Source organism: Paenibacillus tuaregi (assembly GCF_900086655.1).
Taxonomy (GTDB): domain Bacteria; phylum Bacillota; class Bacilli; order Paenibacillales; family Paenibacillaceae; genus Fontibacillus; species Fontibacillus tuaregi.
Genome location: NZ_LT575476.1, coordinates 2,898,992 through 2,911,792 on the forward strand (window position 1 = coordinate 2,898,992; position 12,801 = coordinate 2,911,792).

The 12,801-nt window shown below is 51.8% G+C and carries 11 protein-coding genes; 2 read left to right on the forward strand and 9 right to left on the reverse strand.

The window, feature by feature from the left end; translation table 11 throughout:
* Position 1: 1 nt before the first annotated feature.
* From BN6628_RS13200 to BN6628_RS13225, 6 genes are all read right to left on the reverse strand, one after another.
* Entirely contained in the window at positions 2–712 is a 711-nt protein-coding gene (locus BN6628_RS13200) for a Crp/Fnr family transcriptional regulator (protein ID WP_068618125.1), read from the reverse strand.
* 257 nt (positions 713–969) lie between these two features.
* Positions 970–1,137 (reverse strand): rubredoxin, encoded by a 168-nt coding sequence (gene rd / locus BN6628_RS13205; protein ID WP_068618127.1) that lies wholly within the window; start codon positions 1,135–1,137, stop codon positions 970–972.
* A gap of 139 nt (positions 1,138–1,276) precedes the next feature.
* Positions 1,277–2,503 carry an NAD(P)/FAD-dependent oxidoreductase gene (locus tag BN6628_RS13210; RefSeq protein WP_068618129.1) on the reverse strand — a complete coding sequence of 409 codons (1,227 nt, stop codon included), beginning with the start codon at positions 2,501–2,503 and terminating at the stop codon, positions 1,277–1,279.
* Between the two features lie 18 nt (positions 2,504–2,521).
* On the reverse strand, positions 2,522–3,760 hold the full coding sequence (locus BN6628_RS13215; protein ID WP_068618131.1) for an FprA family A-type flavoprotein: 1,239 nt from the start codon (positions 3,758–3,760) through the stop codon (positions 2,522–2,524).
* Between the two features lie 695 nt (positions 3,761–4,455).
* Positions 4,456–5,214 (reverse strand): helix-turn-helix domain-containing protein, encoded by a 759-nt coding sequence (locus tag BN6628_RS13220; protein WP_235847639.1) that lies wholly within the window; start codon positions 5,212–5,214, stop codon positions 4,456–4,458.
* 53 nt (positions 5,215–5,267) lie between these two features.
* Positions 5,268–6,311, reverse strand: a complete 1,044-nt coding sequence (locus BN6628_RS13225) for a LacI family DNA-binding transcriptional regulator (RefSeq protein ID WP_068618135.1) — start codon at positions 6,309–6,311, stop codon at positions 5,268–5,270.
* A 295-nt stretch (positions 6,312–6,606) separates the two neighbouring features.
* Between BN6628_RS13225 and BN6628_RS13230 the strand changes: the two genes are divergently transcribed.
* Positions 6,607–7,659: a 2,3-butanediol dehydrogenase gene (locus BN6628_RS13230; RefSeq protein ID WP_068618137.1), complete on the forward strand. Its 1,053-nt coding sequence runs from the start codon at positions 6,607–6,609 to the stop codon at positions 7,657–7,659.
* Between the two features lie 100 nt (positions 7,660–7,759).
* Here BN6628_RS13230 and BN6628_RS13235 read toward each other — a convergent pair whose 3' ends face one another.
* Positions 7,760–7,945: a hypothetical protein gene (locus BN6628_RS13235; protein WP_068618139.1), complete on the reverse strand. Its 186-nt coding sequence runs from the start codon at positions 7,943–7,945 to the stop codon at positions 7,760–7,762.
* Positions 7,938–9,980: an assimilatory nitrate reductase catalytic subunit NasC gene (gene nasC, locus BN6628_RS13240; protein ID WP_316245804.1), complete on the reverse strand. Its 2,043-nt coding sequence runs from the start codon at positions 9,978–9,980 to the stop codon at positions 7,938–7,940. The genes BN6628_RS13235 and nasC overlap by 8 nt, the downstream gene beginning before the upstream one ends.
* A gap of 31 nt (positions 9,981–10,011) precedes the next feature.
* On the opposite strand from nasC, the gene BN6628_RS26310 reads away from it, so the two are divergent.
* A complete protein-coding gene (locus BN6628_RS26310; protein ID WP_162272646.1) occupies positions 10,012–10,206 on the forward strand; it encodes a hypothetical protein in 195 nt (64 codons plus the stop codon).
* Between the two features lie 46 nt (positions 10,207–10,252).
* Here BN6628_RS26310 and nirB read toward each other — a convergent pair whose 3' ends face one another.
* On the reverse strand, positions 10,253–12,766 hold the full coding sequence (gene nirB, locus BN6628_RS13245; protein ID WP_068618141.1) for a nitrite reductase large subunit NirB: 2,514 nt from the start codon (positions 12,764–12,766) through the stop codon (positions 10,253–10,255).
* Positions 12,767–12,801: the final 35 nt, after the last annotated feature.

Below are 12,801 nucleotides of genomic sequence, written 5' to 3' on the forward strand. Positions count from 1 at the left end.
TCTAACCCCCATAAATTTTCTCCATTCCTGCGGGGTCCAGAAGAATCATTTTCTTATTCCCAACCAGCTTGATAAGCCCCAACTGCTCAAATTTTGAAAATTTCCTGCTAATAGTTTCCCTCGTTACCCCGACATAATTGGCGATTCCCTCACGGGACAGGGGGAGGGCAATATGAATATTCCCGCTGCGTAGCTTGCCGTACTTGTCGCTGAGCTCCATGATCATATAGGCTATGCGTATTTCAGGATCTTTGGTCGCAAGACTTTGTGCCAGATTCTCCGTATGGGCCAATCTTTTGGTCACACTTTTCAAAATTCTGACTGAAATTTCCGGATTTTCTGTCATCAACTGCTCCATATCTGTTCGGGTCAGCATGCAGATATTAGTATCTTTCAAGGCATAGGCACTGAAGTTGCTAAGCTCGTCACTATTAAAAATGCTCAGTTCTCCAAAAAAATCCCCATTAGTCAGGACGTGCAGGATTTGTTCTTTGCCCTCGGGAGTCATTTTCGATAATTTAACATGACCCCACTGAATAATATGCAGCGTATCTGATGGCTCACCTTCCAGAATTAACGGCTGGCCTTTGGCAAACTTGCGGTGTTTAATCATGGCACTGATCCTGGAGAGATCTTCGTCAGTCAGTGCAGCAAAAATCGGTACCTTACGGGTACATGGCTCAGCGGCGTGCTGGCAGGAATGCTCATTCATAACGTTCCCCCCTGTTGTTCGTGTTATTGTACTATCCTGCTTCCGTTTAGGAGTGTTATATATAATGAACTTATGAAGGTTACCCTTTTAGGGCGCTGCAATGTCGAGTGTTCTTACGACCCCTGTTGTCTCCGGAATCCTTGAAATAACTATCCAGTGGGGCATTTCGGAGACAAATGCGGACGCTCTGCTTCTTCAGAATCACTCGGGATCGAAGCTCAGATCGGTTAATTCTAAAGCTCATTTTATATAGAAGATTATTTTCCCTCGACCGGTACAAAGTGGCTTTGATCCTCACCACAGACTGGACACACCCAATCCTCAGGCAGCTCTTCAAATGCTGTGCCTGCGGGTACATCCTCGTCAGGATCTCCAATTACCGGATCATAGATATAACCACATGGTTCGCAGATGTATTTTTTCATCACAATCATCTCCCCTAAAATTGTTGGTTTTTATAAAATGAACTTATGCAGGTTACCCTATTCGGGCGCTGCGATGCTTAGTGTTCTTACGATCCCTGTTGTCTCCGAAATGCTTGAACTAGCTATCCAGTGGGGCATTTCATTTTATATAGCTTAATCTGACTTGCACCTCGTTCATGATTCCCTCAATACTGCTATCTGCTGCTAAATTAATCCCCGAAAGGCTGAGTTCTTGCTCAATGGCTGTTTTATAGGCTAGAGAAGCAGCTGCCCCTTCCCATGATATGGCACCAATCATTGTGTTATTTTTCACGTAGAGACGCGTGTATACCCCATTATTTTCCCCTGATACGATGAAGTCGCACTGTCGCTCATCTACATAACCAATTGAAAATAAGGAAATTCCAAAAGCATTAAACAAGGTAACCGGTACAGCTCTACGGTAAATCGTTCCCTCAGCAGCCATATTGCTGCCCGCAATCCGTCCCTGCTCGATAGCTCCGCCCCACAGCCCTTCCACGTGCCCGTCAAATTCAGCGACATCGCCTGCGGCATATATATGTGGAGCACTTGTTTCCATTTTTTCATTTACGATAATGCCCTTTCCGACCTGTATACCCGTTTCAGCTGCCAGCGAAGTATTGGGCACAATACCGATGGAGTAGACAACGTGATCACAAGGAAGGTAAGTCTGATTATCCAGCATAATTCCGGTCACTGACTCTGCTCCATCAATAAGAGCGACACCAGCTTGCAGAATAACTTTTACACCGTTACGTTCTAATACCTCTCTAAGATGATCCGAGGATCTTTCGTCTAGCTGCCGGGCCATCAGGCGCTGAGAAGCTTCGATCACAGTAACCTCATAACCTGCTTCATGAAGCGCCCAACTTGTTTCGAGTCCCTGCACACCCCCACCGATGACAACAACACGACTGCCCTGCCGGAGACCTTCCTTAAGCCGTTCAGCATCGCTCATATCCCGGATGGTGTGAACATTGCCTAAGCCGTCTCCCTTAATCCCGAGCGCCCTGTTCTTAGCTCCCATACACAACAAGAGCTTATGATAGCTTAAACCCTGTCCATCCGCGGTTTCTACGACTTGACGGTCGGGGTGGATCGAAATAACCCGGGTTGAAATCCTCACGGTAATCCGATTAGCTTGGTACCATTTCTCCTTCTTGATCAGCACTTTCTCGCTGTGCAGGTCGGTAAACAGACCTTTGGTTAGCTTGATCCGATTGTAAGGGAGATGGCTTTCTTCCCCAAGTATTGATATTTCGGCTTCCCCGTCTTGATCACGAATCGCTTTGGCAGCATGTACAGCAGCAACTCCGCCTCCAACAATAACAAAATGTTTCGGCATCAGGTATTCCTCCTCTCTCTAGATTGAGCTAAGCAGTAAGTCCGAGACAAACTCAGCCGCATTTCTGATCTTCTGAACCTTCTCGGGTTCTTTGGGTGAAAATCGGATTCTCACGGGAAATTCCACATGGGTCATACCCGTGGATTTGATGACTTCAGATGTGCTTTGCACCGTCATATTGGTTCCATTCAGATAATCCTGGATAACCTCTATGGCTTCGCCACTCCAGCCGTACGAGCCGAAGGCTGCGGCAAGCTTGCCTTCCAAATTCATCTGTTGCATTTCCTTAAGGATAATCTCCAGGTTCCCGATCATATCCGCATATTTGGTAGAGCTGCCGACAAAAACGGCATCAGCTGAAGCAATGCTGCTTAGTATATCGGCGGTGCTGTTTTTATCCGCATCCCAGACTTCTGTCTCAATCTGATTTTCCTGCAAGGAATCCTGTAAAATTTTCGCCATCTTTTTCGTACTGTTTTTGATTGTCGTATAGACAATGGCTGCTTTTTTCCCTTGGGTAGATTCGCGGCTTAACGTGGCGTATAACCCGATATATTTTGGGATATCCTCCCGGATCATAAATCCGTGGGAAGGCGCGATCATTCGGATTTCCATATCTTTGACCGCCTCCAAAAGAGTTCTTACATATCTTCTGTGAGGGTGAATAATGGCCTTATAGTAGCCTATAAAATCTTCCGTTATATCAAACCCTGCTTCATCACTGAATGGCTTCTCCACCGCCACATGTGTGCTGAAAATATCGCAAGGAAACAAAATTTGATCTTCGATACAATAGGTGATCATCGTCTCAGCCGTATGAAGGTAAGGCGTCTCTTTGAATAAAAGAGTTTTTCCTCCAATATCGAGTGTATCTCCGTCCTTGACGACCAGGAAATTTCGGCTGTGAAGTTTGTACATTTCCTGTAATTCTGGCACCGCGATCTCGGTACAAACAATGGTGGCATTGGCTGCTTTGGCGGCCAGTGCGGCTAGCCCGCCGGAGTGATCCGGCTCAGTATGGTTTATTACAATATATTGAATCTCCTGAAGATCAATCATCGTGCTCAGGCACTCGGCATATTCACGGCCGAATTCCATATCCACCGTATCAATCACTGTCGGTTTGCCCGTTTTTAACAAGTACGAATTATAAGTTGTTCCTTTTGTTAGAACCAAGCGGTGAAAAGGTACCTGACGGTTATCTATCTTGCCTATCCAGTAGGTTTCCTCAGCGATTTGTTTGAACTGTGTAGTCATATTTCGTAACCTCCCATGTTTGATTGATAATGTTTATCAATAACCACATTCTATTATGGCCGCCAAACGAAAAGGAGGATTTGAATCAAATTTTGAAAGTTTAGGTTATCTAAAATGAACTTATGAAGGTTACCCTTTAGGGGCGCTGCGATGCCGAGTGTTCTTTAAGGCCCCTTGTTGTCTCCGAATTGCTTGAACTAGCTATCAAAGTAGGGGCATTTCGGAGACAAAGGCGAACGCTCCGCTTCTTCAGAATCACTCGGGATCGAAGCTGAGATCGGTATATTCTAAAGTTCATTTTAGCTAGCTTACACTTTAAATTTACACGATTGAAATGAAGCGGTAATGCGTGGGATCACATTTTGAATAATAAAGTTTTGCTTTGATTTGCTTTTTGGAGTCCTTTCACCGAACCTGCGGAGAGACGAACGATTACGGACAAGCGTTAGCGGTCGCCTTTAGTTTTGGGTTTCATCCGCTGAAAATAATTTTAGAAATCCAAAGCTAACAGCGATGGGAGTAACGTTCGTTCTCGGAGCCTTTCGAACACACGATGAGCTCCTATACAAAATAAGGGCTGCCTTTTGGGGCAGCCCCTTCCGATAAACAGTTACGTCCCGCACAGAACATAGCTAATAATTTGGTCTGGTGGACTATATTCTGGATTTGCGCTTATATCCGCTGCGTGAGCGGTATTACTGTGGCGCCCTCGCCGGATACCTTACTGGGAGCGAGAACATATGCACAAGCTTAGTAAATGGAATCGAGGCGAACAGAACAAACGCGGCAATAATATGGATTTGGAACAGAAGCGGCACATCCCTCATCAGCTGAACTTGCGGGTGGCATAATAAGTGGAAATACTGTCTGCTGCTGATCCCCACATAGTCGGCTATTTCGGCAACCGAGATATCGCTCTGCCCAAGGAGCTGCTTGGCTTTCTTCATACGCAGCATCGTAAGGTAGTCGGTCAAAGTCCGGCCGGTATGCGATTTGAAAATCCGCTGCAAATATCCGTGATGAAGATTGACGGCGGCCGCAACGTCTTTGGCCTGAATACTGCGGTCATAGTTCTGATGCAGAAATTCAATGCTTTTTCGCACATACAGCTGCACCGGCCTTTCACGGGCATTCAGCTGCTCCTTCCGCTGCTCAGCCACCCGAAGCAGCAGCTCACAGAAAAGCAGATGCACGATGTATTTGTCATCCGCTTCTGCTTGATCCAGCTCCATGACCAACGCCTTCAGCACCCGGTAAATCTCGCCGGTATCCGACAAAATCAAACTGCTGAAGGTGTTCTCCATCAGCTCGTTCAGACTGCTTGTCTTTTGGGCCATCTGATTGATCGGGGGTGCGTAGCCCGGTTTGTTCACGAACCCGAACTCCACATTGAGCATCCGGCAAGTCTCTTCAACAATCAGCCTGTGAGGAACGCTCGCGTCCAGAACGATCAATCCCCCCCGCTTAAGCTGGACAACCCTCTCACTCCCTTTGAACGTCTTCTCTCTTATTTTTGGAATGCCCCCTCAACACCGGCATAAGGGTTCATCTTTACACTTGACTCTCTCACAATAAGCCGGGGTTCGAATTCAACCCGCTCATAGCCTGATGTGTTCGGGGATTGAATGCGTTTGAGCAGAAGCTCCGCCGCCAGGCGCCCTACCTCGCTGCCCATAATGGAGACGGAAGTGATTTGTGGTGTTGTGACCGTTGCCCACAAATTGTTGTCGATGCCTGCAACTGCTACATCCTCAGGCACCCGCACCCCAAGCTCCTTGAGCCTGTTGACAATGCCGATCGCCACCATGTCATTCACAGCATAGATGGCATCGGGCATAAGCTTCAGGCTGTAAAAATAGTTCGCCGCCTGGCGTCCTGCTTCAAACGAAAAATCTTCCCCGAAATAAACCAGTGACGGCTCCACATGGCTGATCGCCTGTTCATAAGCAAGGTACCGTTCTTCAATCTTGTGTTTCGGGGCACCTGCATAAGCGATTCTGCTGCGGCCAATCTGCAGCAAATGATCCATCACCAGCTTACCTTCCTGACGGGCCATGCCGACGATATCCGCTTGAAGATCCTCACTCATCTTTTTCCCGTAGTTAATGACGGATACCGGAATATTCGTTTGATTAATCATCGGCTCCAATTGCTCAGGATACGCTAATGGCATGATGACCAGCCCGTCTACATGCAGCTTGTCCAACTCCTGCAAAACTTCAAGCTCAAGACGAGCATTCCCAAGCGTATTGATCTGGACCACCCGATAGCCGTGTTGTTTGGCCGCCTGCTCCACCGACCAGGCAATATCAGGAATGATGGCATTTCGGATATCTGGAACAGCCAGCGCAATCTGGCGCGTCTGCCCAATTTTGAGACTCTGGGCTGCAGTATTTGGCGTGAATCCCATTTCCTCTACGACCTGCAGAATTTTATGCTTCGTCTTGGCACTGATGCCTTTGCTATTATTAAGTGCCCTTGAGACGGTCGCGATCCCCACGCCAGCTTGCCTCGCAACATCCTCAATCGTAACTTTTCTATTTGAAGTCATAATAAAATGTCCCTTTCGATGTCCGGAATCGTTTCCATGTAATTCTGTTAGTTATAATCAATTTTCTTAATTATATCATAGGGGACATGTTTTCAAACGCAGTTATATAGTGAAGCTAAATATAAACGGAGGCTTGCGGATGTTGGCTATTACAATTAGCACATTGAGTCGGCTTTTTCGTTTGACAGTTTGTCGATATTGTGACATTATAAGTTTCGAAAACGTTTCCTAATTTGTTTTCATGAATAGGAAATGACCCATTATTATTTTTAATTCCTACAGGGAGATGAACAATATGCAAGCTTTAAGATGGCATGGTGTAAAGGACTTACGGGTTGAAACGATTGAAGAGCCCACCCCGAAGGAAGGACAAGTCAAAATCAGGATTGAAGCATGCGGCATCTGCGGAAGTGATCTGCACGAGTATGCGGCAGGCCCAATTTTTATTCCTGAGGGCACACCCCATCCATTAACGAATGAACAAGCACCTATTGTCATGGGACATGAGTTTTCCGGTCAAATCGTAGAGGTGGGTACTGGCGTAACCCGGTTCCAAATCGGTGATCGCGTCGTAGTAGAACCTATTTTCTCATGCGGAACCTGCGAATCATGCAGACATGGCAAATACAATCTTTGCGATAAAATGGGCTTTCTCGGTCTTGCTGGCGGGGGCGGAGGCTTCTCCGAGTATGTAGCAGCAGATGAGCATATGGTTCACAAGCTACCGGACAGCTTGTCCTATAAGCAAGGCGCGTTGGTTGAACCGTCAGCTGTTGTGTTGTACGCTGTTCGTTCGAGCCAATTCAAGGTTGGCGATCGCGCGGTGGTATTCGGTACCGGCCCGATCGGGCTGCTGCTGATCGAAGCTTTGAAAGCGTCCGGCGCTTCTGAAATCTATGCTGTGGAGCTTTCCGAAGAAAGAAGAAACAAGGCAATCGAGCTCGGCGCGATCGGCCTGAATCCAGCGGATACCGATGTTGTGGCCGAACTGCAACGCCTTACAAAAGGCGGAGCAGATGTTTGCTTTGAAGTCACTGGTGTCCCTGCTGTGTTAAATCAAGCTATTTCTTCCACAAAAATAAGCGGCCAAGTGATGATAGTCAGCATTTTCGAACGTGAAGCCTCCATTCATCCTAACCAGGTTGTATTGAAGGAACGCAATATCGCCGGTATCATCGGTTACCGTGATGTATTCCCTGCCGTCATCAGCTTGATGCAGCAAGGTTATTTCCCAGCGGACAAGCTGGTGACCAAGGAGATTTCCCTTTCTAACATTATAGAGGAAGGCTTTGAGACGCTGATCAAAGAGAAAAGCCAGATCAAAATTATTGTTTCACCAAAGAGCTAATACTAATTAACTGAAACTTGAGGGAGCCTGCAGGCTCCCTCTCGCTAGTTTGTGGAGCATCCTGCATTTCCTTCATTAGTCGGAGCGATCGGTGAGCATTTTATACAAAAAGCCATACTTGCAGCGCCATTCCCGGCATTTTTTCGTCATTCAGCACTTCCGCTGCAATCTCCTTTCTAGAGGAGCTGCGCCTTTCTGGCAACCGTTGCTGCATTTTATTATTATAGGCGGGTAACCTCAAAGAAAGATAAAACACAAATTCCAATCTTGTTACAATATTATACATACTCCAGCCTCAGCGGGCTGACTTTGACTGCGCATACTTTAAAGCCCGGCATGCGGCACGTCGGATCAAGCGCCTGGTTCGTAATCTTGTTGACACACTGCGTATCACCCCAATGCATCGGAACGAACACCGTATCCTCCCGGATATCGGTGCTGTACCGGCTGCGAACGTAAATACTGCCACGTCTCGACTCCAGCTGCACCAGTTCGCCGTCCTCGATGCGGTACCGCTTTGCAGCCATCGGATGAATCTCCATGAACGATTCCACGTCGCGCGCGGCAAGCGAATGGCTTCTTCGCGTCTGCACGCCGGTCAAATAATGCGTCAGCACTCGGCCTGTCGTCAAATACAGCGGAAAGTCATTGCTTGTCTGTTCGCTTGGCCTATGATTGTTCACCGCGATCAGCTCCGCCTTGCCGTCCGCGTGCGCGAAAGATTGCTCGAACAGCCGTTTCGTGCCCGGATGCTCCTCGGCCGGGCAGGGCCAGTAAACACCTTCTTCTTTCTTAAGGCGGTCGTACGTAATGCCGTAGTAATCGGCAATACCGCCCTTGCTCGCTAGCCGCAGCTCATTAAAGATGTCCTCAGCCGACGAGAACGTAAAATAAGCTCCCTTGCCATGCAGCTTCGCGATGTCGCACAGAACCTGCCAATCGTGCTTCGCCTCGCCGGAAACCGGTCGGCTGGCTTCGCGAAGCAGCACACGTCCCTCCAGGTTCGTCAGCGTCCCTTCGTTTTCCAGGTAAGGCGTTACCGGCAAAATCAGATCGGCGAGACGCGCCGTTTCAGACATCAGCATATCGGCGACGACGAGGAAGTCGAGCTTGCGCAGCCCTTCCTCCACGAAATTGGCGTTTGGATTCGACACAATCGGGTTCGATCCCATCACGAACAAAGCACGGATTTCCTGTTCATGCACCTTCTCCATCATTTCGTAAGCCGAGACGCCTTTGCCCGGAAGCTCGGCCGGATCGATGCCCCAGACGCCCGCTACGTAAGCGCGATCCTCAGGATTTTCAATCAGGCGGTAACCCGGGAGCTGATCCGCCTTTTGCCCGTGCTCGCGGCCGCCTTGCCCGTTGCCTTGCCCGGTCACGGCACCGTAACCGCAGCCGGGCTTGCCGATTTTGCCGGTAAGCAGGACGAGGTTGAGAAAATTGCGCACGGCCATGTAGCCGTCCGTCTGCTGCTCCACACCCCGCGCCGTAAATACCATGCCTGTAGCGGCTCTACCATAGGCCAGCGCAGCTTTGCGGATCAGTTCAGCGGATACGCCGGTCAGCTCCGCGATTTGTCCCAGATCCTGAGCTTCAAGATGCGCCCTCAGCTCCTCAAAGCCTTTCGTGCGCTGACGTACGAAGCTCTCGTCAATCAACCCTTCTTCCAGAATAACCTTCAGCATGCCGTTCGCCAGCGCAGCGTCCATGCCTGGCTTCACCCGCAGGTGCAGGTCGGCGGCCCGCGTCGTCCCGGTGTCCCGGGGATCGATGGCGATCAGGTAAGCGCCTTTCTCCTTCGCGCTTGTAAAATAAGGCATCAGCGTCGGCTGGCATTCAGCGATATTTGTTCCCGCCAAAATAATGCAGCTTGCCTGCTCGATATCCGCCAGCTGATTCGTCAGCCCCCTGTCGATGCCAAACGCCTTATTGCCAGCCGAGGCGGCCGCCGACATGCAAAACCGGCCGTTGTAGTCGATATATTTCGTCTTCAGCGCAACGCGTGCGAACTTGCCAAGCAAATAAGCGGACTCGTTCGTCAGCGACCCGCCGCCATATACGCCGATTGTATCGCTGCCATACTTGCCGCGCAGCTCGCCGAACTTGCGCCCGATCAGCACGTACGCTTCCTCCCAGGAGATGCGGACGAACTGTCCGTCCTTCTTCGCCAGCGGATACAAAATCCGCTCACCTGTCAGCGCGTGCTGATATGCATTCATCCCCTTGATGCAAAGACGCCCTTCCGACGCCTTATTCGGCCTCGGCAGCACCGTGTAAGTGCTGCGCAGGTCCGCGTCAAACTCCTCGATGACCTGCATTTTGCACTGCACGCTGCAGAATGGGCACTGCGTGTCCATCACCCGTCTTGTTAAGGGGGTGCCGGAAGAGGAGCCCGAAGCCATTGAAGACTTTTGCAGAATAGCCGAAGCTGTGGAAAAGGAATCCGAAGATGAATCGAAAGCGGGTCCGTTAGGGAGCGATGCCGATGAGTTGCTGCTGCCGGACAATTCGGCCGAAGCCGACATTCCTTCCGGCGCCAGATAGAGTGAGGAGACTGCCGAAGCAGCCCCGTTAAGTTCGCTGAAATGTTTCATGATATCACCTTGTATAAGCAGCCAGCGGCTGTTGATAGGATCGTTGTTCCGCGCTCCTGCTCGAGGCGGTGCAGCAGAGCGCTTCGATTGTCGCGGTCCAGCAGCAACTCACGCAGCTGTACAAGTCCAATGCGGTCGACCCACTGTCCGGTCGGCTCGCCGAAGTCCGCTTCCTCGCGGTACAGCTGGAGCAGCGCCGACGCCAGATCAAGTGCCTCCTCGCTATCCAGCGAGGCGAGCAGCAGCTGGCCCTGCTTCAGCTGGGCTCCGCCGCTGCCGCCGGCGTATAAATCCCAGCCGCCGGGAGCGCCTGAGAGTCCGACGTCCTTCGCCAGCGTGCCCGCGCGGTGCAGCGGGCTAGCCGAGACGCCGACGCTGACCGCCGTCGGCAGCTGCAAGCCCTCCAGCCTGCGCTCCAGCTGAGCGCCCAGGCTGATCGAATCCTGCAGGGCGCCGCGGTCGTAGGCGCCCGCGCAGGTCGCTACGGCGGCCATCGGCCAGCCGTAGGAGGCTCCCGCCGCCGCCCCGCCCAACGCGGCGGTGACGGCCTGGACCTGCTCCGGCGCTACGCCGAGCAGGTCCAGCTGCGCGCCGCCGGACAGCTTGGCGAGCGGGATGCCGAAGGCATCGATCGCATCGGCGATGCGCCGCAGCTGATCGGCTGTAGTCACGCCGCCGAACATGCGCGGCGTAACAGCGCAGCCGCCCTCTGCGAGCGGCCGGATCATGGCCAGCTCGCGGCCCCGGCTGGCAGGCGGCGCACCGCCGTCCGCGCTGTGTGCAGCCGCTCCCGCGAACGACGCTTCACCGGTTTGCAGCCGACTTCCGCTAACTCCGCATTCTACAAGAGGCGGCATCTCCCCGCTGCTGGCCTGCCAAGTCCCCGCAGCGCCACCACGAACCCGCGTCAGCTGTGCGCCGATATAATAACGCAGCGCAGCCCGGCATACCGGACAACCTTCTTCGCTTAACCATCCAAGCCCGTTCATCGCATCGCGAGCGGAGACGTAGGCCCCACTGACTACGGCCACCTTCACCTCGGCGTGGCTGAGCGTCGTGCACGCACACACAGTCTTCTTCGCCGGCTCCGCCTCGTCCGCGCGCTCCAGCGTCACTTTGAGCAGCGCGGATACGAGCGGCTTGCAGCCGCCGCATGTGCTTGACGCTCGCGTGCAGGCGCGCACCTCCTCGAACGTCTGCAGCTCTTTTTCACGGATTGCTTCCACGATCGTTCCTTTCGGGACGCCGTTGCAGGAGCAAATCGTCTCCTTATCCGCCATGGCGCAGACGTACGCTTCGTCCGCTCCGGTTCCGGCGACTGTCCCCGCTGCTGCTTCTTCCAGCACTGATACGTCGGCCTGCTGCTTGATGTACCCGAGCAGCTTATTGCCTTCGCTGCTGTCTCCGAACAGCACCGCACCGGCGATTTTTCCGTCCTTTACCGTCACCTTCTTGTAGGTGCCGCGTATGCCGTCGTAGGCCTTCAATGAAGTAGAAACGTCGGAGTCGCGGATCTCACCAGCCGAAAACACTTCAACACCCGACACCTTAAGCTGCGAGTACAAAATGGAGCCGTGATACCCCTCCATCTCGATACCGCAAATCCGGCTCGCCAGCACTTTCCCCTGCTCGTAGAGCGGAGCAACAAGACCGTACACCATGCCGCGGTGCTCGGCGCATTCGCCGACCGCGTAAACGTTGGACACATTCGTTTCCATGTAATCGTTCACGACGATCGCCCGGTTCGTCTTGATGCCGCTGTCCGCAGCGAGCTTTACGTTCGGCCGCACGCCTACGGCGATGACAACAAGATCGGCCGCTACCTTCGAGCCGTCCTTGAATTGCAGACCTTCCACCCGCTTTTTACCGAGTATTCTCTCCGTGTGCTTTTCCAGGAAAAAGCGCATGCCCTGGCTTTCCAGCTCTTTGCGCAGCATCTCCGCTGCGGTGGGGTCCAGCTGCCGTTCCATGAGATGGTGATAAATATGGACAACGCTGACCTCCATCCCGAGGTTGAGCAAGCCGCGAGCTGCTTCCAGGCCGAGCAAGCCGCCGCCGATGACAACCGCTTTTTTATACGATTTCGCTGTTTCCATCATCTTGTTGCAATCGTTAATGTCGCGGAACGCCGTCACGCCCGGCTTATCAGCTCCCGGCAGCGGGAGCATGAACGGCAGCGAGCCGGTAGCGATGATCAGGTCGTCATAATCCGCCGTAATCCCGGACTCGCTTACGACCTGTTTGCGATTCGTATCGATGCGGCACACCGTTTCGCCCGAGAGCAGCCGGATGCCATTGTTCCTGTACCACTGCCAATCGTTGATCGTAATATCTTCGATTTTTGTATCGCCCTGCAGCACCTTGGACAGCATAATCCGGTTATAGTTCGGATGCGGCTCTTTGCCAAATATCGTGATTTCAAATTGCCCCGGCGCCAGCTTTAATATTTCCTCAACGCAGCGCACACCCGCCATCCCGTTTCCTATTAAAACAAGTTTCCGTTTCGTCATGGCTTAACACCTCCACGTTCCCCAGCCGAAGTTAC

Excerpts from the sequence above, each read along its gene's own strand:
- BN6628_RS13200 (WP_068618125.1), bottom strand. The coding sequence starts at position 712 with ATGAATGAGCATTCCTGCCAGCACGCCGCTGAGCCATGTACCCGTAAG.
- rd (WP_068618127.1), bottom strand. The coding sequence starts at position 1,137 with ATGAAAAAATACATCTGCGAACCATGTGGTTATATCTATGATCCGGTA.
- BN6628_RS13210 (WP_068618129.1), bottom strand. The coding sequence starts at position 2,503 with ATGCCGAAACATTTTGTTATTGTTGGAGGCGGAGTTGCTGCTGTACAT.
- BN6628_RS13215 (WP_068618131.1), bottom strand. The coding sequence starts at position 3,760 with ATGACTACACAGTTCAAACAAATCGCTGAGGAAACCTACTGGATAGGC.
- BN6628_RS13225 (WP_068618135.1), bottom strand. The coding sequence starts at position 6,311 with ATGACTTCAAATAGAAAAGTTACGATTGAGGATGTTGCGAGGCAAGCT.
- BN6628_RS13230 (WP_068618137.1), top strand. The coding sequence starts at position 6,607 with ATGCAAGCTTTAAGATGGCATGGTGTAAAGGACTTACGGGTTGAAACG.
- BN6628_RS13235 (WP_068618139.1), bottom strand. The coding sequence starts at position 7,945 with ATGTATAATATTGTAACAAGATTGGAATTTGTGTTTTATCTTTCTTTG.
- nasC (WP_316245804.1), bottom strand. The coding sequence starts at position 9,980 with ATGCAGGTCATCGAGGAGTTTGACGCGGACCTGCGCAGCACTTACACG.
- nirB (WP_068618141.1), bottom strand. The coding sequence starts at position 12,766 with ATGACGAAACGGAAACTTGTTTTAATAGGAAACGGGATGGCGGGTGTG.